29 protein-coding genes are annotated in these 23028 nt (G+C 67.9%); 28 read left to right on the plus strand and 1 reads right to left on the minus strand.

Annotated features, from left to right (window positions below):
• Positions 1-219 precede the first annotated feature (219 nt).
• A complete protein-coding gene (locus ACIPK4_RS12205; RefSeq protein WP_402311536.1) occupies positions 220-390 on the plus strand; it encodes a hypothetical protein in 171 nt (56 codons plus the stop codon).
• Between the two features lie 40 nt (positions 391-430).
• Here ACIPK4_RS12205 and ACIPK4_RS12210 read toward each other — a convergent pair whose 3' ends face one another.
• Complete coding sequence (locus tag ACIPK4_RS12210) at positions 431-568, minus strand: hypothetical protein (RefSeq protein WP_402311537.1); 138 nt, start codon at positions 566-568, stop codon at positions 431-433.
• A 634-nt stretch (positions 569-1202) separates the two neighbouring features.
• Between ACIPK4_RS12210 and ACIPK4_RS12215 the strand changes: the two genes are divergently transcribed.
• The 27 genes from ACIPK4_RS12215 (at position 1203) to ACIPK4_RS12345 (ending at position 23003) form a co-directional block, all read left to right on the plus strand.
• Complete coding sequence (locus tag ACIPK4_RS12215; protein WP_402311810.1) at positions 1203-1427, plus strand: HNH endonuclease; 225 nt, start codon at positions 1203-1205, stop codon at positions 1425-1427.
• 504 nt (positions 1428-1931) lie between these two features.
• Positions 1932-3563 carry a hypothetical protein gene (locus ACIPK4_RS12220; protein WP_402311539.1) on the plus strand — a complete coding sequence of 544 codons (1632 nt, stop codon included), beginning with the start codon at positions 1932-1934 and terminating at the stop codon, positions 3561-3563.
• Positions 3564-3578: 15 nt separating this feature from the next.
• Entirely contained in the window at positions 3579-4946 is a 1368-nt protein-coding gene (locus ACIPK4_RS12225) for a phage portal protein (protein WP_402311541.1), read from the plus strand.
• Positions 4943-6010: a hypothetical protein gene (locus ACIPK4_RS12230; protein ID WP_402311543.1), complete on the plus strand. Its 1068-nt coding sequence runs from the start codon at positions 4943-4945 to the stop codon at positions 6008-6010. The genes ACIPK4_RS12225 and ACIPK4_RS12230 overlap by 4 nt, the downstream gene beginning before the upstream one ends.
• A gap of 49 nt (positions 6011-6059) precedes the next feature.
• Positions 6060-6602, plus strand: a complete 543-nt coding sequence (locus ACIPK4_RS12235; RefSeq protein WP_402311544.1) for a hypothetical protein — start codon at positions 6060-6062, stop codon at positions 6600-6602.
• Between the two features lie 54 nt (positions 6603-6656).
• Positions 6657-7607, plus strand: coding sequence for a phage major capsid protein (locus tag ACIPK4_RS12240; RefSeq protein ID WP_402311546.1), 951 nt, complete (start codon positions 6657-6659; stop codon positions 7605-7607).
• A 30-nt stretch (positions 7608-7637) separates the two neighbouring features.
• Positions 7638-8045 (plus strand): hypothetical protein, encoded by a 408-nt coding sequence (locus ACIPK4_RS12245; RefSeq protein WP_402311548.1) that lies wholly within the window; start codon positions 7638-7640, stop codon positions 8043-8045.
• Positions 8046-8058: 13 nt separating this feature from the next.
• Positions 8059-8292: a hypothetical protein gene (locus ACIPK4_RS12250; protein ID WP_402311550.1), complete on the plus strand. Its 234-nt coding sequence runs from the start codon at positions 8059-8061 to the stop codon at positions 8290-8292.
• Between the two features lie 15 nt (positions 8293-8307).
• Positions 8308-8892, plus strand: a complete 585-nt coding sequence (locus ACIPK4_RS12255) for a hypothetical protein (protein WP_402311552.1) — start codon at positions 8308-8310, stop codon at positions 8890-8892.
• Positions 8889-9296 (plus strand): DUF6093 family protein, encoded by a 408-nt coding sequence (locus ACIPK4_RS12260; RefSeq protein WP_402311555.1) that lies wholly within the window; start codon positions 8889-8891, stop codon positions 9294-9296. The genes ACIPK4_RS12255 and ACIPK4_RS12260 overlap by 4 nt, the downstream gene beginning before the upstream one ends.
• Positions 9293-9679 (plus strand): hypothetical protein, encoded by a 387-nt coding sequence (locus ACIPK4_RS12265; RefSeq protein ID WP_402311557.1) that lies wholly within the window; start codon positions 9293-9295, stop codon positions 9677-9679. The genes ACIPK4_RS12260 and ACIPK4_RS12265 overlap by 4 nt, the downstream gene beginning before the upstream one ends.
• Positions 9680-9705: 26 nt before the next feature.
• The gene (locus ACIPK4_RS12270) at positions 9706-10086 is read left to right on the plus strand and encodes a hypothetical protein (RefSeq protein WP_402311560.1); all 381 of its coding nucleotides are present in this window, start codon (positions 9706-9708) and stop codon (positions 10084-10086) included.
• Positions 10087-10098: 12 nt separating this feature from the next.
• On the plus strand, positions 10099-10431 hold the full coding sequence (locus tag ACIPK4_RS12275; RefSeq protein ID WP_402311563.1) for a hypothetical protein: 333 nt from the start codon (positions 10099-10101) through the stop codon (positions 10429-10431).
• Positions 10432-10493: 62 nt separating this feature from the next.
• Positions 10494-10973: a hypothetical protein gene (locus ACIPK4_RS12280; protein WP_402311566.1), complete on the plus strand. Its 480-nt coding sequence runs from the start codon at positions 10494-10496 to the stop codon at positions 10971-10973.
• The gene (locus ACIPK4_RS12285; protein ID WP_402311569.1) at positions 10973-11491 is read left to right on the plus strand and encodes a hypothetical protein; all 519 of its coding nucleotides are present in this window, start codon (positions 10973-10975) and stop codon (positions 11489-11491) included. The genes ACIPK4_RS12280 and ACIPK4_RS12285 overlap by 1 nt, the downstream gene beginning before the upstream one ends.
• A gap of 32 nt (positions 11492-11523) precedes the next feature.
• Positions 11524-11796 (plus strand): hypothetical protein, encoded by a 273-nt coding sequence (locus ACIPK4_RS12290; protein WP_402311571.1) that lies wholly within the window; start codon positions 11524-11526, stop codon positions 11794-11796.
• Between the two features lie 18 nt (positions 11797-11814).
• Complete coding sequence (locus tag ACIPK4_RS12295) at positions 11815-15366, plus strand: phage tail tape measure protein (RefSeq protein ID WP_402311574.1); 3552 nt, start codon at positions 11815-11817, stop codon at positions 15364-15366.
• 13 nt (positions 15367-15379) lie between these two features.
• Positions 15380-16249 carry a hypothetical protein gene (locus ACIPK4_RS12300; RefSeq protein WP_402311575.1) on the plus strand — a complete coding sequence of 290 codons (870 nt, stop codon included), beginning with the start codon at positions 15380-15382 and terminating at the stop codon, positions 16247-16249.
• A gap of 10 nt (positions 16250-16259) precedes the next feature.
• Positions 16260-17297 (plus strand): hypothetical protein, encoded by a 1038-nt coding sequence (locus ACIPK4_RS12305; RefSeq protein ID WP_402311578.1) that lies wholly within the window; start codon positions 16260-16262, stop codon positions 17295-17297.
• Positions 17297-18373, plus strand: coding sequence for a hypothetical protein (locus ACIPK4_RS12310; RefSeq protein ID WP_402311581.1), 1077 nt, complete (start codon positions 17297-17299; stop codon positions 18371-18373). Before ACIPK4_RS12305 ends, ACIPK4_RS12310 begins: the two co-directional genes overlap by 1 nt.
• Entirely contained in the window at positions 18373-19095 is a 723-nt protein-coding gene (locus ACIPK4_RS12315; protein ID WP_402311582.1) for a hypothetical protein, read from the plus strand. The genes ACIPK4_RS12310 and ACIPK4_RS12315 overlap by 1 nt, the downstream gene beginning before the upstream one ends.
• Positions 19096-19104: 9 nt before the next feature.
• The gene (locus tag ACIPK4_RS12320; protein ID WP_402311585.1) at positions 19105-19260 is read left to right on the plus strand and encodes a hypothetical protein; all 156 of its coding nucleotides are present in this window, start codon (positions 19105-19107) and stop codon (positions 19258-19260) included.
• A gap of 51 nt (positions 19261-19311) precedes the next feature.
• Positions 19312-20160, plus strand: a complete 849-nt coding sequence (locus ACIPK4_RS12325; protein ID WP_402311587.1) for a peptidoglycan-binding protein LysM — start codon at positions 19312-19314, stop codon at positions 20158-20160.
• A gap of 2 nt (positions 20161-20162) precedes the next feature.
• On the plus strand, positions 20163-20483 hold the full coding sequence (locus tag ACIPK4_RS12330; RefSeq protein WP_402311589.1) for a hypothetical protein: 321 nt from the start codon (positions 20163-20165) through the stop codon (positions 20481-20483).
• Positions 20484-20902: 419 nt separating this feature from the next.
• Positions 20903-21265 (plus strand): hypothetical protein, encoded by a 363-nt coding sequence (locus tag ACIPK4_RS12335; RefSeq protein ID WP_402311591.1) that lies wholly within the window; start codon positions 20903-20905, stop codon positions 21263-21265.
• A gap of 461 nt (positions 21266-21726) precedes the next feature.
• Positions 21727-21990 (plus strand): hypothetical protein, encoded by a 264-nt coding sequence (locus ACIPK4_RS12340; RefSeq protein WP_402311592.1) that lies wholly within the window; start codon positions 21727-21729, stop codon positions 21988-21990.
• The gene (locus ACIPK4_RS12345; RefSeq protein WP_402311594.1) at positions 21987-23003 is read left to right on the plus strand and encodes a hypothetical protein; all 1017 of its coding nucleotides are present in this window, start codon (positions 21987-21989) and stop codon (positions 23001-23003) included. The genes ACIPK4_RS12340 and ACIPK4_RS12345 overlap by 4 nt, the downstream gene beginning before the upstream one ends.
• The last annotated feature ends 25 nt before the right edge of the window (positions 23004-23028 follow it).

Here is a 23028-nt window from a genome sequence, read left to right on the forward strand (position 1 = left end):
GCAGCACGAGCAGCAGTTCAGGCCCGGCGTGCTAGCGCGAGACCGGGTCTGCGTCCTGTGCCAGCAGGCACCGGCCGTCCACGCCGATCACCATCCGCTCAGCCGGCGTGAGCTCGTCGAACAAGGCCTCGACCCCAACGATCCGCGGCATGGGCGCGGTCTGTGCGGGCCGTGTCACAGCAGCGAGACGGCGAGGCACCAGCCCGGAGGGTGGAACGGATGAGCGAACCGGTAGTCACGACGGCCGGCCAGGCGGTCGAGCACGCGGCCAGGCTGCTGGCCCAGGCTGAGCTGGAGCTGACCAACCTGCCGTTGATGGAGCGGCTCGATCAGCTGGCCTGCTCGTGGCTAGCCGTGGCCAACGTTCTGGCCGAGCGCGAGCGGGCCTGACCGGCCGGCCCTCAGCCTGGCGAGGCGACGTGATCACCGGCTAGGTGATCAACGGTCGGCGATCAAGGTCGCAGGTTGGATGATCACCCAAGGTCCAGCGGATGATCACCGCGATGATCACCGAGAAGATCAAATCGACTTGATCAACTTGTTGATCGTCACTTTGAGTCTTGATCACCCTGGGGGATCACCCCAAGATCATCGATCACCAGGACCGCCGGGGAGGTGCGCTCCAGGTTTGTCGGGATCAGAGCTTTCAAGATCCACTTAAGTGGTGACGGAAAGTGTCGACGGCCTGCTTGTCGGAGGTGCCAAGTAGCCTCACTGGCATGAGCCTTGAGGAGCAGGACACTCTGCGGATCTGCTTCGGATGCCAGCAGCCACTCCCCGTCGGGCGACGTGAACGCAACAAGCGGAAATGGTGCAGCGACCGGTGCCGCGTTTGGGTATTCAACAACCCCGGTCAGGTCCGGCCGGCCCAAGTCCCGTGTCGGGTCTGCGGTGCATCCCTGGAAGGACGGCAGAGCTCGACCCGGTACTGCTCTAAGCGCTGCGGCGAAGTGGCTCGCGGGCAGCGCCTGCCGACCGCTCTGTCGGAGCGGGAATGCGCACTTCCGGGGTGTGGCGTGGTGTTCCGTCCACAACGCTCCTCGACCCGTTGCTGCAGCGAGAAGCACGGCAAGCTGCTGTACAACCGCGAGTCGCGAGCCGACGGCCGGCAGAAGCCCGAATCGTGGACCGACGCCCGGCGCGACCGCTACCACCGTCGGCGGGCTCAGAAGAAGGCGGCTTCTACCGGCGAGCCTGTCCTGATGGCCTCGATTGCAGAACGAGACGGCTGGCGATGCAGTCTCTGCTCACACCCTGTTGATCCCGCAGTGACGTGGCCGGACTCCCTCAGTCCGAGTCTTGATCACCGAGTGCCCCTCTCTAAAGGTGGCGCCCACGACCCGTCGAATGTCTTCCTTGCCCACCTCGGCTGCAACAGCTCCAAGGGCGACCGACTGCTGAACGACGGGCCTCTCTTGACCGGCTGAGCGCAACGCCCGGCCGCGCAGGCGCCGCAACGGCGCGACCGGAGGAGATATCTATGCCGAAAGGTGGAGCACGATCACGCTCAGGGCCGGCGCCAGATCCAACTGCGCTGCGGCGCGAGAGGGACGCCGGCGAATGGACCATCCTGCCAGCAGAGGGCCGTGAGGGTGTGGCGCCCGAGTGGCCATTGACCGAACCTAGCGAACGCGAAGCGGATCTCTGGGAATCGCTGTGGCGGAAGCCGCAGGCGCTGATGTGGGAACGGTTCGGCCAGGAGGTCGAGGTGGCGCTATATGCCCGCCGTCTGGCCGAGGCGGAGGAACCCAAGTCCTTCGTGAACCTGTCGACGTTGGTCCGCCAGATGTCCGACTCACTTGGCCTCACAACGCCAGGGATGCGCGCGAACCGGTGGCGCATCGACCGCCCTGACGACGCCAACGACGGGCCTGCACCGTCGGCAGCGCCTTCCACGAACTCGGCTCGAGCAAGATTGAGGGCGGTGCCGGGTGGTAGCGGCTGACGACGGGACCTGGTCGCTCGACTTCCCGACGCTGTTTATCGTCCCGGACTGGATCGCCCAGCACTGCCGCATCCGCTCGGTCGGCGGCGTGGACAATAGTCCCAAGCCGTTCGAGATGTACGACTGGCAACTTCGCGCGACGGCTAACTTCTACCGAGTTCGGCCGACGGCCCAGGTTGGCCAGCTGTCGACGGCGTTTCATTACCGTCGCGCCCAGGTCGTGGCCCCTCAGAAGTCGGGCAAGGGGCCGTGGACGGCCGGGCTCGTGGCTGCCGAGGCCATCGGTCCGGTCCTATTCGCCGGCTGGGCTCAGGGCGGCGAGCGGTACGACTGTCGTCACCACGGCTGCGGTTGCGGCTGGGTGTATGAGTACGAGCCGGGCGAGCCCATGGGGCGCCCCTGGAACCAGCCGCTGATCCAAATCACGGCGACCTCCGAGGACCAGACCGACAACATCTACCGTCCTCTCCAGGCCATGGTGCGGGACGGCTTCCTGGCCGAGCAGATGAAGGTCGGCGAGCAGTTCATTCGCCTGCCGAACGACGGCCGCATCGACGTCGTAACGTCATCGGCGCAGTCCCGTCTGGGTAACCCGGTCACCTTCGTAGCGCAGGATGAGACGGGCATCTGGACGGTTGGCAACCGGATGGCGAGCGTGGCGACAACCACACGCCGTGGCCTGGGTGGCATGCAGGGTCGGTCGCTGGAGACCACGAACGGCTGGGATCCGAGCGAGAACTCGGTGGCCCAGAAGACGGCGGAGTCCAAGCGGGAGGACATCTACCGCTACCACCGCCTGCCGCCTGGTGGCCTGTCTTACACGAACAAGGCGGAACGCCGGAAGATCCACGCCTTCGTCTACGCCGGCAGCCGCCACATCGACCTCGACGCCATCGAGGGTGAGGCGGCCGAGCTGCTGGAAAAGGAGCCCGCGGAGGCGGAACGCTTCTACGGCAACCGGATCGTCGCCGGTATGGGGTCCTGGCTGACCCAGGACCGTTGGGACGCCCTGGCTGCCCCACAAGAGGAACCACCCGCACGCACTCAGATCGTCCTCGGCTTCGACGGAAGTGACGTCGATGACTGGACCGCTATCCGCGCCGAGACCCTGGATGGCTACCAGTGGACGCCAAGCTACGGCCCGGACGCGCGTCCGACTATCTGGGATCCGGCCGACTGGGGAGGCCAGACGCCGCGGCTTGAGGTCGATGCCGCGATGGATGAGCTGATGACCAAGTACGACGTGGTCCGCATGTACGCCGACCCTCCCTACTGGGAGACGGAGGTGGACGGGTGGGCCGCGAAGTATGGGGAGAAGCGCATAGTCCGCTGGTACACGAACCGTGTGGTGCAGATGCATGCGGCCTGCGAGCGGCTCGTCACGGACGTCACGAAAGCGGCGGGAAGCTTCCGCCACGACGGATGCGAACTGACCTCGATCCATGTGCGAAACGCGCGCAAGGCGGCTCGGCCGTCGGCTCGCTACGTGCTCCGGAAGGCCGCCGTCCACCAGAAGATCGACGCCGCCGTGACGAGCGTCCTCGCCCACGAGGCGGCTGGCGACGCTATTGCCGCTGGTTCCGCCAAGCCGAAACGCCGCCGAGCTCGCGGCTTCTGATCGAGAGGGGGCCACATGCCTCAGCCCCCTTATGCCGTCGGTTCTCCCGAGTGGTGGCGTGACCGGCTGTACAGGCAGCTCACCGAGCGGACCAGGGCGACGGACATCTACGACGAGTACTACGAGTGCGAGCATCGCCTGCCGCACCTGCACGAGAAGGCTCGGGAGCCCTTTAAGCGGCTGCTGCGCATGTCGCGGGCGAACTACTGCGAGCTTGTGGTGAATGCCCTGGCAGGCCGCTTGGAGGTGGCGGGGTTCCAGTCGGATGGTGACGGTGAGGCCGACGCCCGTGCTTGGGCGCTATGGCAGGAGAACAACCTTGACGGCGGGTCACAGCTGGCCTTCGTCGAGGCGGCGATCCGCGGTACCTCCTATCTCATGGTGTCCCCGCGGCCTGGCGGGGGCTTCCTGATCACCCCAGAGCACCCCACCCAGGTGATCATTGCCTACCGGCCTGACAGCCCGGGGCAGCCGGCAGCGGCGTTGAAGCTGTGGTTGGACGACTGGACTGCCTACCTGTGCTGCACCGTGTACCTGCCCGATCGGATCTACAAATGGCAAGCCCCGGAGCCCAAGTACGGCATGAGCCAGGGCCCTGAGTGGACGCGTCGAGAGGTCACCGGGGAGGAATGGGGCGGGCGGAATCTCCTCGGGGACATCCCCTTCGGGGAGCTGGCGAACCGGCCGCGGATGCTGCAGTCGGGTGCCTCCGAGCTACAGTCGGTCATCGGCATCCAGGACCGGATCAACAAGACGATCGCCGACCGGATGATGACCCAGGAGTACGCCGCGTTTCCGCAGCGGTGGGTCACTGGCATGGAGATCCCGGTTGACGAGAACGGCCAGGACATCGCCCCGTTCAACATCGGCCAGGACAAGATCCTCATGGCCGAGGAGGACAAGGCCACCTTCGGCAGCTTCCCGGCCGCTGCTCCCGATGGCTACTTGAAGGCGGCCGAGGCTGACGTCCGCGACATCGCGGCGATTACCTCAACCCCGCCGCACTACCTGCTGGGCTCCATGGTCAACTTGTCGGCGGAGGCCTTGAAGGCCGCCGAGGCTGGCCTGATCCATAAGGTGTATCAGCGCCGACGTCACCTCGAGGAGGGCCTGGAGCGAACGATGCGGCTGGCGGGGATCGCGTCGTCGCAGGCCCGCATCGTATGGAAGTCGCCTGAGTGGCGGACCGAGGGTGAGCTGGTCGATGCCCTGGTCAAAATGTCCACGCTTGGGGTTCCGCGAGAGGTGCTGTGGGAGCGCTGGGGTGCGACGCCGCAGGAGATCGAGCGGTGGCGGCGCCTCGGCGAGGAGTCGCTACAGAGGGCGCTATCTGGTGATCTCGCCGCGGAGTACGGGCCCAAGCCGCCCCCGGTCGAGGCATGACGGGCTCCACTGAGGCTCAGCAAGTTGCTGCGGCCCAGTATGTGCGTCAGCAGCAAGTCGTCCGCAGGACAGCCGAGCAGGCCCAGGCGGTATGGCGGCGGCTTCACCCGGCCGACCTGGAAGGCACGTGGCAGCTACTTGTGGCGCCTGGGCTCATGTCGGCGGTTACGGCGGGCCAACAGGAGGCGGCCTCCCATGCCGATTCCTACGTCGCTGCAGTACTCGCGGCCGACGGCCTGGAATCCGATCCGTCCGGAAGGGTGGCACCAGCCCGTTTCGCTGGCATTGCAGCGGACGGCCGGCCCCTGAAATCCCTCTTCTATGAGTCGGTGCTTGAGTCGCGCTGGCTGCTGGAGGAGGCTGATGTCTCCGACGTTGAGGCGATGATCGGCGGCTTGGAGAAGCTCCTGAAAGCCGTGGCCACCGAGGTGGCGGACGCCGGCCGTACCGCGTCCGGAGTGTCGATAGCAGGAAATCGGACGATCAACGGCTACATCCGCATAGCGTCAGCACCGTGCTGCGCCCGATGTGCGATCTTGTCGGGCAAAGAGTACGGCTGGAACACCGGCTTTCAGCGGCACCCGCGGTGTGACTGCATCCATATGCCCGCCAAGCTGATTGCTCGCAGCAGCCTCCGCCGTGGGCATTTGGACCGGGCGGAAATGTTCCCCACGACGGGGCGAGGCGGCCCCCGCGGCATCGTGGACGCGGACAAATACTTCTCGTCCCTGTCGCGCGCGGAGCAGAACCGCATCTTTACGAATGCCGGCGCCCAGGCCATCCGCGACGGGGCCAGCATCTCCAGTGTCGTCAACGCCCGCCGCGGCATGTACACCGCCTCTGCTTACGGCCGCACGGTACGTGCCACTCGAGACTCGGCCACCCGCCGTGGGGCCTGGTTCCGCCAGGAACGCCAGCGTGCCATCCAGCGCGGCCTCGTGCCCCGGTCGGGGCAAGGGTTCCGCCTCATGGCCCCTCGGCTTCGGCCGGAGGAGATCTACCGCTTGGCCGGCAGTCGCAGCGAAGCCATCGCCATGCTGCACCGGTTCGGCTACATGACCTGACCTCGGCGCAAGGCCGCTGGTCATCGATCCCGCAACGGGAGACATCACCATGTCCGAAATCTCAGTGGAACACTCCGCGCCCGAGGGCGGCTCTCAGGTCGATCCGGCCGAGCCGACCGAAGTGGAAGGCGGCGCGCCGCTCGGGCCGGCTGGAGAGAAGGCCCTCGACGAGTGGAAGCGGCGAGCGAAGGAAGCCGAGAAGGCGAGCCGCGACCAGGCCAGGCGCCTGCAAGCCATCGAGGACCGCGACAAGACCGAGGTCCAGAGGGCCTCGGAGCGAGCCGAAGCTGCCGAGAAGCGCGCCGCCGCAATGGCTCAGCGCACCGTCCGTGCCGAAGTGCGGGCCCTCGCTGCGGCCACCTTCGCGGACCCCTCGGACGCTGCGGCGTTCCTCGACCCGACGGACTTCGTGGACGACGACGGCGATGTCGACACCAAGGCCGTCGAGAAGGCCCTCGCGGACCTGCTCAAGCGCAAGCCACACCTCGCCAAGGAGGCGGCGCCGCCGTCGTTCGACGGCGGTGCCCGGACCACCGCGGCAGCACCGACTGACATGAGCTCCCTGATCCGCCAAAAGGCGGGACTGGGCTGATCCCATCCCCGGCTCGGCCTGGCCCGACCGGCTTGACTCAAGAAGGGCTGGACCATGGCCTACAACAACCTGACGTCCCGGACGGACTCTGCCGCGCTCATCCCCGAGGAGGTCTCCAAGGAGCTCCTCGGGAAGGCGACCGAGCAGTCTGCCGTCCTCAACATGTTCCGCAAGGTGCCCGTTGGTCGCGCTCAGGTGCGCTTCCCGGTTCTGAGCGCCCTGCCAGTCGCCTACTTCGTCGGCGGCGACACCGGTCTCAAGCAGACCACTGAGCTGAACTGGCAGAACAAGTTCCTGAACATCGAAGAGATCGCCACGATCATGCCGGTCCCGGACAACGTCCTGGCTGACGTGGACGCCAACATCTGGGACGAGGCGATGCCTCTGCTCACCGAAGCGTTCGGCCGGACCCTGGACGCGGCCGTCTTCTTCGGCACGAACGCCCCGTCGAGCTGGCCGTCGGACATCACGACCGCAGCGACTGCCGCGGGCAACAGCGTCACCGAGGCGGCGACCGCCGCACAGGGCGGCTTCTACGGCGACCTCGACAACCTGTACGAGAAGGTCGAGGGTGACGGGTTCGAGGTGAACGGCTTCGTGGCCGCGACCTCCGCCAAGTCCAAGCTGCGCAAGGCTCGCGACACGCAGGGTCGCAAGCTCGACGAGACGCGGGTCTCCGGCAGCCTCGACATGATCGACGGCTTTCCGGTCGCCTACGCCATGCGTGGCCTGTTCCCCTCGGGCGGCGGGGCGGGCGCCAACACCCGCCTGTTCGCCGGCGACTGGTCCCAGTTCGTCGTCGGGGTCCGCCAGGACATCACCATGAAGGTCCTCACCGAGGCCGTCATCCAGGACAACACCGGAGCGATCATCTTCAACCTCGCTCAGCAGGACATGACTGCTGTCCGCCTGACCTTCCGCGTCGGCTGGCAGGTCGCGAACACGATCAACAACGAGCAGTCCGTCGAGGCGAACCGGTACCCGGCCGGCCTCCTCAAGTACTGATCCGACCCCCACAAAGAGAGAGGCAGAACCATGGCAGACACCGCTCCCTACGTGCGGGTCCTCGAAGCGGACGTCCCCGCCGTCTCGACGGCCGGCAACGACGACGACAGTGTCGTCGGGCAGGCGCCCTTCGACTGCACCGTGACCAGCGTCGTCTACATCCCGGAATCCGCGATCACCGGCGCTGACACCAACTCCCGCACCGTGTCCCTGGTCAACAAGGGACAGGCCGGCTCTGGGACGACGACGGTCGCATCGCTGGCGCTGACCAGCGGAGTGAACGCCTCGGCGAACGACGACAAGGCGATCACCCTGTCGGGCACGGCCGCAAACCTGGTCCTCGCTGCCGGCGACACCCTGCAGTGGCGCAGCATCCACGTCGGTACCGGCATCGCCGACCCCGGCGGCATGATCCGCATCACCGTCTCCCGGAACTGAGGAAGGAGCCGTCATGGCTACCCGAAACGAGAAGCCTTCGGCGCCTGCAGACGCGACGGCGGCCGAGGTGCAGAAGGTCATGGACAGGGCCGAGGATCGCGGCTTCTTGGGCGTCGAAGTCGACCAGACGCCGAACGAGAACTACACCGTGGCCGGGGTGCTGGCAGGTAAGCCCACGCCTGAGACCGACCTGGAGCACGCCCGCAAGATCCGACAGCAGCTGGACGACGACGCGCGCGCTCGCTGACAAAGGGAGGTCGCCGTGGCACTTCCACCGCTCGCTACGGCGGCCGACCTGGCTGCCGCCACGCAAAGAACCGACCTCGACCCGGCTGCCGCGGATCTGGCGCTCGCTTCCGCGTCCGCGGTGATCCGGTCCTGGACCAGGCAGTCCATCACCCGCGTCGAGGATGACGTCGTCACCCTGAGGGTGCTGACTCCTGAGGAACTGGTGCTGCCCCAGCGGCCGATCATCTCGGTCTCGCAGGTCCGGGTGAACAGCCTGATCCTCGTCGACTGGGTGCTTTCCGGCGAGCGTCTGCTGCGCACGGGTGGCTGGCGTCACCTGCCGGGAACGACGACGTACCCGGATCCGGGGCTGGTCGAGGTCACGTATACGCACGGGTACGACGAGGTGCCGGACGAGGTCCGTGCCGTGTGCCTCGACCTGGCTGCCATGTCGGTCACCAATCCGGGCGGGCTCCGTGAGAGCGAGCGGGCGATCGACGACTGGCGCCAGCGCGACGTGTACGCGACCGAGACGCTGGGGCTCGGCGTCCTGTCGGCCGCCCACCGAGAGATGCTCGCCGGATACCGGCGGCGCATTGGAACGGTTGGCACGCGATGACCAGTCTTGACGCGGTCCTCGCGGCCGGCAGAGCGGCAGCGTTGGAGCTGCAGCGCGAGACCGTCAGCCTGTACCGGCCGGGCGCCGACGGCTTCGACTGGGGCACCGGAACCGACACCCCGGCGGCGGCCGCGGCCATCTACTCCGGCCGGGCCCGCGTTAAACCGGTCGCGCGGTCCCGCGGCGAGGAGGTCGACGCCGGGGAGGCCAATACGACGTTGCGGGAGTATCTGGTCTCTCTCCCGTATTCGACAGTCCCGAGTCAGCGGCCGGCAGTCGGTGACGTCATGGACGTGACCGCGTCTCCGGATGCCCGCATGGTCGGCCTGCGCCTGTGGGTGACAGGCATCGAATTCGGCTCGACGGCCACGGTGTGGCGGATCACTGGGGAGGACCGGTCATGACAGCGGACGTGCGTGAGCTGGTGCAGCTCGCCGTGGTCCTTGAGCGCAATGTGCCCGAGGCGGAGCGCGCGATGGCGGCGGTGGTCACCCGCGGCGCTCTCAATGTCAAGAACGAATGGCGGGACAACGCGCGTGCCAGCGCTGGCCGTCACGCACGCCTGTATCCAAGCTCGATCAGCTACGACGTCAAGGCCATCCCGGGCGGCGCCGAGGCGGAGATCGGACCGGACAAGGACAAGCCTCAGGGCCCTCTCGGGAACCTGCTCGAGTTTGGGTCGGTCAACAACGGGCCACACAACGACGGTGGCCGCGCGCTGCTCGCTGAAGAACCGCGGTTCGTTGCGCAGGTCGCAGCGATCGTCGACCGTCTGGGGCCCAGGTAGTGGCGGCCCCAGACATCAAGCCGCACGTGGACGCGATCGTCGCGGCTCTCACAGCGGGCGGGCTGGTCGTGGGGGACGGCGGCGCCCCAGCGAAAGCGTCGATCCCATCAACCGGCATCTACGCAGCCATCTACTTCGACCCGGGACAGTCACTCTCCGAGTCTCTCGCTGACCAGCGGACCGACTTTTCACTGTCCTTCCAGGTCACCTGTGTGGGGCCGACGGCGGAGAAGTGCCGTTGGGCTGCTCACCGGGCGCGGATGGCGCTCTATGCGCCTCTGGTCGTGGCTGGCCGTTCCGCGTGGCGGCCGGAGGAGCTGGGCGGCCCGCCGATCCAGCGCGACGACGACGTCTCCCCGCCTCTCTACTACCTGCCGGTGCAGTACCGGCTGCAGTCCACTGCCTGATCGGAGAATCCCATGGCGCTCCTCGCGCAGCAGGTCGTCGCTCTGAGCGGCCTGACTCCCACCTACTCGGCTGCCGCTGCCTCGACCACGGTCCTGTGCGGCGAGCGGTCCTTCCTCCACGTCAAGAACACCAACGGCAGCAGCATGACCGTGACGCTGACGGCGACGGCCAGGGTCCGCGGCCAGCTCGCGGCCGACATCGTCGTCACGGTGCCCGCAACGACCGGCGACAAGATGATCGGCCCGATCACCGCCGACCTGTTCGCTTCTGCGGCCGACGGCATCAGCTGCTCGGTCACGTACTCCAGCACGACCAGCGTCACCGTCGCCAGCCTGGTCATCTGACCCTCACTCGCGTCCTGCTCGCCCCGCCGTGACGGGGCCTTTTTCATGCCCTGGAGGGCCCCATGTCTGACCTGATCAGCGACGGCAAGACCCGGGTGGTCTGGGTGTCGTCCATCGCGAACATCAATGCCCCGACCACGACGGAGCTGAACGCCGGCTCCGACTTCACCCAGCGCATCACCCCTGACGGACTCAAGCTCGACCCCAGCACGGCGGACGTCGACACGTCCTCCCTGGCTAGTACCTTCGACACCAAGACGGTCGGTCGCGTCGGCTTCTCTGTCGAGCTGACGTTCAAGCGTGGGTCGACGGGTGGCGAGGACCTGCCGTTCACCACGCTCAAGTACGGCGTGTCCGGCTACCTCGCAGTCCGCCGCGGCGTCGACTACGCCACCGCCTGGGCGGCGGGCCAGAAGGCGGAGGTGTACCCGATCACCTGCGGTGAGCCGCAGAACAGCTCGCCGGCGGCGAACGAGGTCATGAAGTTCGTCTCGCCGATGATGGTGACCAGCCAGCCGGCGACGGCCGCGACGGTGGCCTGATGCCCGACATCTCCGAGATCCTCAAGAAGGCCAGGCGTCGCCAGAAGTCGGTCTTCCTGTGCCTGGCCGGCGACGAGCTGGCCGAGTTGGAGCGGCTGGAGAAGGAGCTCGCGGGCCTGGGTGACGCCTGGGCGCCGGGCAGCCTTGCCGAGACGGACCCGCGGAAGAAGCTCGCCGAGAAGGTCGCGGCGGCACGAGAGGCTGTCCGCGCTTCCGAGACGGAGTTCCGCTTCGAGGCTCTGGGCGACAGGGCGTGGTCGGACCTCATCGCGGCTCACCCGCCGAAGGAGAAGGGCAACGCCTTCGACCCCGAGACCTTCGCCCCTGCCCTGATCGCCGCCTGCGCTATCGACCCGGTCATGAGCGTGGACCAGGTCAAGGAGCTCTTCGACGTCCTCAACCACGCGCAGCGTGACGTGCTCTGGCAGGGTGCGTTCGACGTCAATACGGAGGCCACGGGGATCCCTTTCTCGTTGACCGCCTCCGGAATCCTGGACTCCCTCACCGCAGGGAAGTAGAGACCGCGCGAGCCTGGGGTGTTCCCAGGTCGGTGTTCCTCGGGCGGGCCGTTGTCCCAGGGGAACCGCTGTGGCTCGACGAAGACAGGGCCTGGGCCCTGGCCCTGGCCGAGGTCGAGCGCGACTCGTGCCCTGACTGCGGCCAGCCCTGGTCTGAGGCCAGCGCCCCCGAGAACGAGTTCGGCTACGACGTCTCCTTGCTGCGCTGCCATGCCTGCGCCGCGGGTGCCCGTAAAGCCCATGCCCACCAGGAAGCCGGCGGCGACGCCAAGGGCCTGCATATTGCGATCACGAAGCGGGGGTAGCGCATGGCCACTCGCACTGTGAACGTGGTTCTGACCGGCACGGCCACTCCGTACATCAACGCCACGCAGCAGGCGGCGCGGTCGACACAGGTTGCGGCCCGCCAGATCGAGACGTCGATGCGGGCTGCGACGAACTCGTCTCAGGCGGCTCTGCAGACCATGGCGCGGGCGGCGGAGACGCAGGGAGCCCGGGCCGCGGCGAGCATGAACCGCGCTGCGGCGGTGACCGAGTCGCAGATGCGGCGCGCCGGCGTCAGCGGCCGTGCCGCCCTGAACCAGGTGGGCGTAGGGGCAGCTCAGGCCGCGTCCAGCATGGGTGCGGTCAACCGGGCTGCTGCCCTCTCGGGCGCGCAGCTGGCTCAGCTGGGCGGCCGGGGCGCGACAGGCGTCAATCAGCTGTCCGCGTCGCTGGGGCAGCTCTCGTCGCGCATGGGGGCCGTCAACTCGTCGGCTGCGGTGACGGGTGCGCAGCTGACGCGGCTGGGGGCGAACGGCGCGGCTGCTGTCAACCTGGTCGCTGGCTCGTCGGCGCAGGCTGCGGCGGGCATGGCGACGGTGGCTTCTGCGGCCACCGCGGCGGCAGCTACGACTGCCCGGCAGTTCACCGGTGCGGGTGGGGCGGTGACGCGAGTCTCCGCGGCGGCCCGTGCGGCGGCGGCGGCCGACGCTGGCCGTATCGCGTCGGCGTGGTCGTCGGCGGCAGCCGCCATCGGTGGCGGCATCCGTTTCGCGGCATCCACGGTCGGCACGAGCATGGCCGAGGTCGCGAACTCCTCTACGAAGACCCTCAAGACCACCCAGGCCGCCTCCCTGGCGTTGGTCGCTGTGTTCGGTCTGGCCGCTGCCGCGGCGGCCCGATTCGAGAAGGCCATGTCAGAGGTGCGCGCTGTCACTGGCGGCTCCTCGGACGACATGAAGGCCCTGTCATCGGCCGCCCTAGAGGCGGGTCAGGCCACCGTCTATTCGGCGACGCAGGCGGCGAACGCCGAGGCTGAGCTGGCTCGCGCCGGCATTTCCACGGCGGACATCATCGGTGGAGCGCTGCGAGGCTCACTGGACCTGGCCGCTTCGGGACAACTGGCGCTTGGCGAGAGCGCCGTCATTGCCGCTCAGGCGATGAATGCTTTCAAGCTCAAGGGCTCGGACGTCGGGCACATTGCCGACGTCATCTCGGCGGGCGCCGGTAAGTCGGCGACGAACGTCCACGCCATGGGTCTGGCATTCCGGCAGGCTGCGCTGCTGTCGTCGCAGACGGGCCTCTCGCTGGAGCAGACCGTCGGCACTCTGTCGCTGTTCGCTCAGAACGCTCTCGTGGGTTCGGACGCTGGCACTTCGCTGAAGGTCATGCTGCAGCGTCTCGTGCCGCAATCCGACGAGGCCGCGGGGGCCATGGACGCCGTTGGCTTCTCGGCTTACGACGCGTCGGGGAACTTCATCGGCTTGTCCGCGCTGGCCGCGAACATGAAGGAGTCGTTCTCCAAGTTGACTCCCGAGGCGCGCAACGCAGCCATGGCGACGATCTTCGGATCGGACGCCGTTCGCGCTGCGACGATCCTGTACGAGGCCGGGTCCGAAGGCGTCGATCAGTGGGTGAAGGCCGTGAATGACAGCGGTTATGCCACCCGTGTCGCTGCCACGATGACCGACAACCTGAGCGGCGACCTAGAGCGCCTCAAGGGCGCCCTGGAGACTGCCCTGATCGGCTCGGGATCCTCCGGCAACAAGATCCTTCGCGAGATGGCGCAGACCCTCGCCGGCGTCGTGAACTGGTACAACAACCTGTCGCCCGCAGTCCAGTCCAACGTCACGATCCTCACTGGGTTCGTCGGCGTTCTGGGCCTGGTCGGCTCCAGCCTGCTCTTGATGCTGCCCCGCATCATGGCAGTGCGTACCGAACTGGTCGCCCTGGGGGTGACGGCAACGCGCGTCCGGGGCGCCATGCTGGGCCTGGGTGGCCTCACCGTCATCCTAGCCACTCTCGGTGCCATTGCGATCGGCGTCGGCAAGCTCACTGACCGATTCAAGTCCGCCCCGCCGGAGATCAACAAGATGGCGGAGGCATTGGTTGACTTCGGCCAGCAAGGCAAAGTCTCAGGCGAGCTTGCCCGCGTCTTCGGCAAGGATCTCGACAAGGTCGGTGAAGCGGTCGCCCGCATCGCCCACCCAGGAGGTCTCGACCGCATCGAGGACTTCTTCTCGACCTTCGACCCGAACGCCGATGCCGGCCCGTCTCTTGAGGCTGCACGCGAGAAGATCAAGAGCCTGGATGAGGCACTGGCCGGCCTCGTGTCTGGCGGGGCGACCCAGGAAGCAGCCGCTGGCTTCCAGCGGATGGCTGCCGAGGCCGAGAAGCACGGGACATCGGCCGAGAAGTTGATGACCCTCCTGCCGCAGTACGACAGCGCTCTGGCAGCCACCAGCACGCAGTCCAAGCTGGCTGCCGGATCCCAGAAGCAGCTGGGTGACGCGACGGCCATCACGGCCGATCAGATCAGCGACACCCGGACCGAAGCCGAGAAGCTGAAGGACACGCTCAGCGCTCTGAACGGCGTTGCGATCGACGCAGCCGAGAAGGAGATCGCTTTCCGTGGCTCGTTGAAGGAACTGACCGACGCGGTGAAAGAAAACGGTTACAGCCTGGACGTCACCAGCGAGAAGGGGCGGGCGGTCAAGGGGGCCTTCCTCGATGCGGCGCAGGCGGCAATGGCCCACGCCCAGGCAGTGACCCAGCAGCAGAACTCTGTCGCGGCTGGCAATGCGGTCTTCGAGCAGGACATCGCCGTCCTCAAGCGGCAGATGCTCGCAGCCGGGTTCTCCACGGCCGCAGTCAACGAGCTGATCAACACCTACGCCCGGGTACCGGTGCAGGTCTCCACGGACATCAAGGCGAACACCGCCCAGGCAGTCGCCGACCTGCAGAACGTGCAGGGGGAGATCCGCAAGACCAACGGCAAAGAGATCACCATTGCCGCCCTTACGGCTCAGGCCGAGCAGAACCTGAAAGACCTCGGGTTCTCCGTGAAGCGCCTCCCTGACGGGCATGTCACCGTCTACCTCCCCACCGGGCCGCCCACCGCAGCTGCCGACGCCATCCAGAGGCGGATCAACGACATCCACGGCACCTCCGTCGGCGTGGGCGTCTTCCTTCGGGCCACCGCATCCGACCGGGACGCCAACGGCGTCCCCGACCTCATTCAGGCCGCCCAGAAGGATGGTGGCCTGATCGCCTTTGCGAGTGGCGGACACGTCAGGCGCTACCCCACCGGCGGCGCCGTCCGCGGCCCCGGCTCGGGCACCTCGGACAGCATCCTCGCCCGCATCAGTAATGGCGAGTACGTCATCAAGGCCGCCAGCGTCCGTCAATACGGTGTGGCCATGCTCGACCAGCTCAACGCGGGCCGCCTGTCCACAGCGGGCTACACGGCCCGGCCGGCGGCACGATTCGGCAGCCCGTCGACGAGCTCGACGAGCACCACGAATCGCAGCACCACGATCAACGTCAACGGTGCGGAACGGCCGACGGGCGAGCTCGCGGTCGAGATCGACCGACACATGCGCATGTACTCGTGAGAGGCGGGCGCTGATGCCGTACACGCCTGGAACAGATCTCGGGGGGCGCCGGGCCGACCTCGGCGCCCTGGAGCTTGGTGCAGTCGACACGGCCGGCGTCGCCTGGCACCTACAGACCATTGAGGGATGGGATGGAGCCGATCAGCGCAGCGAGTACAGCTCTCGCCAATCCGACCACGGGACGTGGGCGTCCCCGGTCTACCTCAGCCAGCGCCCCATGGCGCTGGAAGGGAAAATTGAGGCGCCCAGTCTGGCCTTGCTCGATGCCGCGATGGAACAGCTGAGGGCTGCGGCCTCCCTTACCGACACCACCCTGATCGTCTACGAGACCGTGCCGAAGCAGGCGACGGTCCGCCGGTCCGGAAAGCCGCTGATCAAGCCGGTCACGGATCGGATCGCCGAGTACTCGATCGCCGTGACGGCAGAGGATCCGAGGCGGTACTCAACCGTCCTGCAATCACAGTCGACCGGCCTCCCGTCGGTGACAGGCGGCCTGACTCTGCCGATCACTATGCCGATCACCATCAGCACCACCTCGACCGGCGGATCCATCACCCTGTCCAACGCGGGAACGATCGGCACCCGCCCCATTTTCACCCTCACCGGGCCCGCCGCCCTGCCGGTCATCGTGTGCCAGGACCCTAGTGGAGCGACCTTCCAGCTCGCCTACTCCCAGTCCCTCGGGTCCGGCGACACCCTCGTCATCGACACCGGCGCGCACAGCGTGATCCTCAACGGCTCGGTGTCCCGCCGGCCTTTCCTGTCCGCCCAGCCGTACTGGCCCGAGATCGCTGCCAGTAGCTCCCTATCTGTGAGCTGGACCGCATCCGCCTACGACCCTGCCGCCCTGCTGACCGGCACAGCCCGGTCGGCCTGGATGTAAGGAGAGACCAATGGTCGCTACCGACCCCTTGTGGCTGCCTGGCCTGTCCTATGACGAGGGCGAACTCCGAAGGATGGACTCGCCGCTGACAATGGCAACCTCCACGGCTGGAATGGGGCGAGGAGGAGTACGCCCTGGCGAGGCCGGATTGGCTGTTTCCCTGGCTGGTACGACCGTGAATGTGAGCGGCGGCCCCGGCATTGCCACCAGGTCCGGTCAGGGCACATACCGGTTTCAGCTGGGCGCGACATCCCCGGGCACGCTGTCTGCGGCCCATGCCACCCTGACCCGGATCGACCTCGTGTACGTCCGCGTCTGGGATAACGCGGTCGACAGCAGCGGCCTGAACAAGGCCGACACCGTGCTGCTTACCGGCACCCCGTCGGGTTCGCCGGTCGCTCCGACGCCGGGCGCGACGGAGATCTACACCGTCCTGGCGACGATCACGGTGCCTTCGGTGGCGGGCGGCGGTACGGGCGCAGCGACGGTGTCGACGACGGCGCGACAGGTGACGGTCGCCCCGGGTGGGATCCTGCCGGTGACGTCCAGCACGGACATCGCCCTCGCGGGCCTGTACGCAGGCCAGGCCCGCTACAACACGGTTCGGAGCGTCCTCGAATTTTGGACCGGCTCGGCGTGGGCCGCCCAGGGGGACTGGGCTGCGTACACCCCGACGTGGGCCGGCGGCCTGGCAACGATGGGCTCCGCAGTCTCGAAGGGGCGCTGGACTCGCATAGGCAACCGGGTCGAGATCGTGGCGACGCTGAAATGGGGCAGCGGTTCCACGATCAATTCGTCCAATATCACGGTCAGCCTGCCAACCACCGCGGCCACCGCCGCGGACATCGTCTGGCAGGGCGTGGGTTACTACTTTGACGGAGCCAACCCCTTTCACCCACTCAATCCGGTGATCAGTTCCGCGGGAACGACCGTGACGCTGTACGCCCTCCGCCAGTCCGACATCGGATACCAGTCGCCCGGCAGTCTCGGCTACGCCTGGGGATCTGGAGCCCTGATGACGCTCCAAGTCTCTTACGAGGCGGCCTAGTGCCCGCGCTGGAACTGGCCTGGTACGGCTGCGACCTGCACACGGGCCGGATCTCGGAAGAGCTGGCTGCCGCCACGGCGCAGACCCTGTCGCGCCGGCTGGGTGCGGCGAGCAGTGCCAGCCTGGACCTGTCGCTGCCTGGAGCCCCGAGGGACTGGGAGGCGGCCACCGACCCGGGCCGGACCCTGCTCGTCGCCGTGGACATCCGCACCGGTACACCCCTGTGGGCGGGCATCACCCTGACCCGGTCCGGCGGCTCAGCGACGAACGTCCAGCTGGGGGCCGGCAGCCCCGAGGGCTACCTGGACCGCCGCTACCCGGGCGCCTACTCCAACACCGCTGACGCCTCGACTGTGATCGCGGATCTGGCCGCCCCGCTCATCACCGACGGGCTCCCGCTGACGTTCGACACGACGGCGAGCGGTCTGACCATCGACTACGTGTCCGTCGACACCGACGACAAAACCATCCTGTCGTCGATCCAGACGATCACTGCGATGGAAGGTGCGCCGGAATGGACAGTCGACGTCGTGTGGGCTGACGCTGCGCACACGGCGTTCGGGCTGATCATGCGGATCCGCCCGCAGGTCGGCACGACCACCAGCCCTCAGGCGATCTTCGACATGCCGGGCTGCATCTCCGACTATCAGCTCATCGAGTCCTTCGAGTCCGGCAAGGGCGCCACGGTCGTGCAGGCGTCCGGGGCCGGCGAGGGTGACGTCCGCCTGCAGTCCGACGTGCAGACCGCCACGGATCTCATCGCGGCCGGGTGGCCCCGCTGGACCTACCGCTACAGCCCCGGCAACGACGTCACCGACGTCGACCAATTGAACGCCCACGCCTCCCGCACCCTGTCGCTCCTGCGGGCCGGGGCCCGGGCGTGGACGGTGAAAGCGGCAGCGTCGGCGGCACCACGACTGGGCACCGACTGGGTACTCGGCGACCTCCTCGGTGTCGAGGTCAGCCCCGGCAGCAGCCTCCGTCACCCGCTCGGCATCACCACGACAGGCCGCGCCTACGGCTGGGAGCTTGATGTCGGCAGCGACCAGGTCACCCCGATCCTGCTGGAGGACTGATGCCGAACCCGTCGGATCTGCTCCCGCCGAAACCCTCGGACCTGTGGCGGGCGATCCTCGACCTGCGGCGCGACCTGCGGGAGTTGGCGGCGGCCCGGCGCTCCGAGCGGACCGGTAACCTGCGCGTGTATACCTCGGCCGGTGTCCTGGTCCTGGAGACGGGCGTCTTGCCGGACACGCATGTGGACGGCTCCGCGCAGGAGGGCATTCGTATCTACCGGGAGGATGGCTCCCTGGTCGCGTCGGTTGCCGCGCAGCCGTCGGTGACGGGTACGGACCGGCAGGCGTGGACGCTGTACGACCGGCAGGGCGTCGCAATCGTCGCCGACGACCCGGTAGCTGCGGGCGGCCTGGCCCGGCCGTACATTCCGGTGCATTTTGCCCGGTCCTGGTACAACGACTGGGCTGGCACGAACAGCGGCTCGTTCGTTGACATCTACCAGACGACGATCAAGAAGCAGCAGGCCATGTGCTACGTCATCCTCGCCCACACCAATGACGTCGCGGCGGCCACCGGGCAGGTGCGGATCACCGCCAACGGCAGCGTCATCAGCGGCTCGACCACCAGCACGTCGTTCTCGGTGACCACCACAACCATCGGCCCGTTCGCCCTCCCCGGCGCCCAGCTCGCCGCGGTCGACCTCCGCGTCCAGGGTCGCATGGCATCCGGCACCGGCAACGTGCGTTGCGAGATCATCACCGCCTCCCAGATCCAGGCCTAGGAGACCGCCGTGGGCACACCGCCCGACATGCCGCCCGGCGCCCGCAACGTCGTCGTCGACGAGCTCCCGCTGCCCATCAGCGAACAGAGCCCGCCCGACCTGCCGCCCATCCCAGACCCGGGCCCGGATCCGGACCCCGGCGGCGGCGCCACCATCGCCACCTGACCCCAGCCCCCGAGCCCACCCGCCGGGGGCTCCCTCATGAAAGGCCCCCGCATGGGCGAGATATGGATTCCCGAGGCCGAACGCCTAGGCGACGGCGTCATCGCGGGCGCCGGAGCGATGGACACCCCCAACGCCCCGCCCCGCGTCGTCTGGCACACCACCGAGGGCAGCGCCGGCAGCAGCGCCGCATTCCACGGCACCGCCGACTACCTCATGGAAGAGAACTACGAACCGCACATTCTGTACGACCCGATCACGGACCAGCTCGGCCAGTTCGGGCCGCTCAACCAGTCCGCGAAGGCCCTGGTCAACGCGGGCGCCGTCCGGACGAACAGGACCGGACGAGTGTGCATACAGATCGAGGTCATGGCCAAGGCCGGCGCCCCGTTCACCGGCTACTGGAAGCCCGGCCCCAACTTCGCCGCCCTGCTGCGGGCGATCCGCTCGTGGGGCGTCCCGGATGAGTGGCCAGCCGGCCGGCTGGCCCAGTCGTACAGCGACGACTCCCCGCGCCCGCTGACGATCTGGCAGACCCGCGGCGGCCACTACGGGCACAGCAACATCCCCGGCAACGACCACTGGGACCCGGGCGCCATCGACACCACCGCGCTGCTCGCGGCTGGAACCACTGAGGAGCAATTCATGACCCCCGACGACAGGAACTACCTCGAGCGCTGGTTCGGCGCGCTCAACGCGATGGCCTGGGGCAACAAGAACGACCTTGCCGCGCTGACCGGCACGGTCGCGGCCCTGACCAAGCTGGTAGCCGCCGCCGACAACAACCTCGACGAGGCCACCGTCCGAGCCGCCGTCAAGCAGGGCGTTACCGAAGCCCTCGCCGCCTCCACCGTCGATGTCGACGTCACCGTCCACGACAAGACCACCACCCCGAAGGGCTGACCATGAACGTGAATCTCGACAAGGCCTACTGGCTCGGCCTCCTCGTCTCCGTGGTCCTGCCGGTCCTCGTCGGCCTGGTCACCACCCGGGTCACCTCCGCCGGCACCAAGGCCGTGCTTCTGCTTGCTCTGTCCACGCTGAACGGACTCCTCGTCGAGGTCGCCAACCCGGGCCCCGGCTTCGACCTCGGCACCGCCACGATTCTGTCGCTCGTGGCCTTCGGGACCGGCGTGCTCGCCCACTTCGGCCTGTGGAAGCCGGCCGGCGTCTCCGGCAAGGCGCAGGACAGCCTGGTCACAGCCGGCTCACCTCGGAGCGTGTAAGTGAAGTGCCGTGCGGCCCGTCGGCTGAGCCGACAGCTGGGCCGCCGCGGCAGGTTCCTGGCTATCCTCGGCATTGGCAAAACCTGCTGGGGGATTTCCTTCTACGTGACCCCTCCGCCCCTCCATCCCATCCCTGGCCTGTGCCACTGGGCGTGGATCTGGATTGCCGCAGGGCTGGTCACCTTCGTCAGCGCGTTCCTCCAGGTAGGGCGTGATCGTTTCGGATTTGGTGCCGCACTGGTTCCGCCGGCCGTGTGGGCCATCGCGTATCTCGTCGCTGCCTTAAGCGGCGTCTACCCCCGCGGCGTCTGGGTCGCGGTCTGGTATCTGACCTCCCACGTGGGGGTGATCCTGTGGGCCGCGACGGTGCCCGAGCACTCCGTGCCCAAGCCTCCGCGCGGCCGGAGAGCTGAGGGCGGATGAGCGACGTGTGGTCGGCGGTAGCGACAGTCAGCGGTGCGGTGCTGACACTCCTTGGTGTCCTGTTCACGGCCCGGTCATCGCGGGCGGCAGCAGCGGCGTCGGCGCGGGCCACAGAGGTGGCGGCCGTAGTGCAGGCCGAGCCGGCCCAGCGGACCGCAGACCTACAGGCGTTCCGGGAGATCCGCGAAAAGCAGAGCCAGGACTTGGCGGAGACTCGCGAGGAGGTTCGGTCGCTCCGGTCGCTGGTACGGGCCTTCGTCCACTACGTGGGCGACCTGACTGCGGAGATGCGGCAGGCCGGCATCGAGCCTCCAGCACCACCGGACCGAATCACCGAGTACAACCGAACTGGAGTCTGAGACGCCCCCGCCCGTCTGGGCGGGGGCGCTTTGCTGTGCCCGGGGCCGCGCAGTCGCGATAACCCCCACGTACCGGTGCCCCGTTGGGGAGGTCGAGCCCAGATAAGATGCCATATCGGCGCCCATTTTTGGTATAATTGAGCATGCCTCAGAAGGCGGCATTGGGATCAATATGCCGGGAGTGCCGCATGTCCGTTCAGCTTGAACTGCCTGTCCCTGTTGCCCCGTCCAGCCGGTCAGTTGATGTCATCCGCGACCTGTCCGACTACGGCGCCCCCCGACCCGCTGCGCCCGTCCGCCCCCAGGCCGATACGCGGGACGGAGGGACGCCCCGCTTGGCGTCGCCTCCAAGCGAACGACCGCTACGCAGGACTGCTGCGGCCAGGCTCAAGAGGGCCGCAGTCCATCGAGAAGAGCAAGCGAGGTTGACGCCAGAGCAGATCGTTGACCGCAGGACCTCATTGGCGGACGCTCGAATAGCCCTCTGCGTGGCCCAGGGGAACGCACTCGACGACATTGACCCCGCCAGCGGATACAGCCTGAGCCGGGAGTCCTACGAACGGGTACGCCAGTCCTGGCGCAACCAGGCCAAGCAGCCTGGCTGGAGCGAGTACCTCCGCCCCGACCTGGAGAAGGCGATCGCCTACTGGGCCGAGCGCCGTCCCGAGTTCACCGAAGGCGACGACTGGCTACCCGGCCCAGCGACGAAGGAAGACGGACTATGACCTCTCTCGTTCCGCGTCAGGGTGACGCCACCCCGGCCGCCTACGATCCAGCGACGCTCGCCGTCCTCGCCGCCATGGAACAAGCCGCCGAGGAACACCTCGACCGGATCCGTCCCCACAACACCAAACGCGGCTACGAGAACGACTGGAACCTCTGGGAGGAGTTCCAGGACTGGCTCGGTGAACGCACCGGCCACCGCGTCGCCTCCACGCACGTCACCAAGGGCATGCTCGTCGGGTTCGTCGTCTGGCTCGACACCATCAAGCTCGCAGCCCCGGCCAGCATCGACCGGCGCATCACCGGCGTCACTGTCACCGCGCGGGGGCTGGGAGTCGAAGTGCCCAAGGAGGCGACGGTCGCAGCGCGGAAGGCATTGAAGCCCCTCAAGCTTGACCCCGACCGCATCGCCAGGGGGCGCGGCAAGGCGCCCGCCGCCACACCCGAACAGCTCCGCCAGATGTACGCTGCCGCGCCCGCAGGACTCGCCGGACTCCGCGACCGCGCGCTCTGGCTCATGGCGTTCGGGATCGCCGGCCGCTCCGCCGAAGTCTCCGCCCTCCGCGCCGACGGCATCAAGCACGTCAGCGAAGGCCTCGACGTCCACGTCCCCTCCGTCAAAGGCCGACCGCCCCGCGACGTCGTAGTCGCCTACGGCAAGAACCCCGACACCTGCCCCGTCCGCGCCTGGCTCACCTGGAAGACCGCCGCCGGACTCACCAGCGGCCCCGCCTTCCGGCCCGTCAGCGTCCACGGACACCTCGGCACCGACGGACTCACCCCATCCGGCTGCCAAGAGATCATCTCCCGCAGCGCCGAACGCGCCGGAGTCGCCGTCCGGCTCACCGGCCACTCGATGCGGGCCGGGTTCATCACCACCTCCCGCAAGGCCGGAAAGCGCGAGGAGAAGATCCGCGCGCAGTCCGGCCACGCCGCCAACAGCCCCGTGTTCTGGGGGTACATCCAGGAAGCCGACCGCTGGGTCGACGCCGCGTCCGACGACATCGGGCTCTGACCAGGACTTAAGGGAACGTTATGCG

Origin of the sequence: Streptomyces sp. NPDC086989, from assembly GCF_044745505.1 — a bacterium.
In the GTDB taxonomy this organism is placed as follows: Bacteria; Actinomycetota; Actinomycetes; order Streptomycetales; family Streptomycetaceae; genus Streptomyces.

What these genes read in the sequence shown, in the direction of transcription:
- ACIPK4_RS12205 (WP_402311536.1), top strand. Translation starts at nt 220, where the DNA reads ATGAGCGAACCGGTAGTCACGACGGCCGGCCAGGCGGTCGAGCACGCG.
- ACIPK4_RS12215 (WP_402311810.1), top strand. Translation starts at nt 1,203, where the DNA reads ATGGCCTCGATTGCAGAACGAGACGGCTGGCGATGCAGTCTCTGCTCA.
- ACIPK4_RS12225 (WP_402311541.1), top strand. Translation starts at nt 3,579, where the DNA reads ATGCCTCAGCCCCCTTATGCCGTCGGTTCTCCCGAGTGGTGGCGTGAC.
- ACIPK4_RS12230 (WP_402311543.1), top strand. Translation starts at nt 4,943, where the DNA reads ATGACGGGCTCCACTGAGGCTCAGCAAGTTGCTGCGGCCCAGTATGTG.
- ACIPK4_RS12235 (WP_402311544.1), top strand. Translation starts at nt 6,060, where the DNA reads ATGTCCGAAATCTCAGTGGAACACTCCGCGCCCGAGGGCGGCTCTCAG.
- ACIPK4_RS12240 (WP_402311546.1), top strand. Translation starts at nt 6,657, where the DNA reads ATGGCCTACAACAACCTGACGTCCCGGACGGACTCTGCCGCGCTCATC.
- ACIPK4_RS12245 (WP_402311548.1), top strand. Translation starts at nt 7,638, where the DNA reads ATGGCAGACACCGCTCCCTACGTGCGGGTCCTCGAAGCGGACGTCCCC.
- ACIPK4_RS12250 (WP_402311550.1), top strand. Translation starts at nt 8,059, where the DNA reads ATGGCTACCCGAAACGAGAAGCCTTCGGCGCCTGCAGACGCGACGGCG.
- ACIPK4_RS12260 (WP_402311555.1), top strand. Translation starts at nt 8,889, where the DNA reads ATGACCAGTCTTGACGCGGTCCTCGCGGCCGGCAGAGCGGCAGCGTTG.
- ACIPK4_RS12265 (WP_402311557.1), top strand. Translation starts at nt 9,293, where the DNA reads ATGACAGCGGACGTGCGTGAGCTGGTGCAGCTCGCCGTGGTCCTTGAG.
- ACIPK4_RS12275 (WP_402311563.1), top strand. Translation starts at nt 10,099, where the DNA reads ATGGCGCTCCTCGCGCAGCAGGTCGTCGCTCTGAGCGGCCTGACTCCC.
- ACIPK4_RS12280 (WP_402311566.1), top strand. Translation starts at nt 10,494, where the DNA reads ATGTCTGACCTGATCAGCGACGGCAAGACCCGGGTGGTCTGGGTGTCG.
- ACIPK4_RS12285 (WP_402311569.1), top strand. Translation starts at nt 10,973, where the DNA reads ATGCCCGACATCTCCGAGATCCTCAAGAAGGCCAGGCGTCGCCAGAAG.
- ACIPK4_RS12300 (WP_402311575.1), top strand. Translation starts at nt 15,380, where the DNA reads ATGCCGTACACGCCTGGAACAGATCTCGGGGGGCGCCGGGCCGACCTC.
- ACIPK4_RS12305 (WP_402311578.1), top strand. Translation starts at nt 16,260, where the DNA reads ATGGTCGCTACCGACCCCTTGTGGCTGCCTGGCCTGTCCTATGACGAG.
- ACIPK4_RS12315 (WP_402311582.1), top strand. Translation starts at nt 18,373, where the DNA reads ATGCCGAACCCGTCGGATCTGCTCCCGCCGAAACCCTCGGACCTGTGG.
- ACIPK4_RS12325 (WP_402311587.1), top strand. Translation starts at nt 19,312, where the DNA reads ATGGGCGAGATATGGATTCCCGAGGCCGAACGCCTAGGCGACGGCGTC.
- ACIPK4_RS12330 (WP_402311589.1), top strand. Translation starts at nt 20,163, where the DNA reads ATGAACGTGAATCTCGACAAGGCCTACTGGCTCGGCCTCCTCGTCTCC.
- ACIPK4_RS12335 (WP_402311591.1), top strand. Translation starts at nt 20,903, where the DNA reads ATGAGCGACGTGTGGTCGGCGGTAGCGACAGTCAGCGGTGCGGTGCTG.
- ACIPK4_RS12345 (WP_402311594.1), top strand. Translation starts at nt 21,987, where the DNA reads ATGACCTCTCTCGTTCCGCGTCAGGGTGACGCCACCCCGGCCGCCTAC.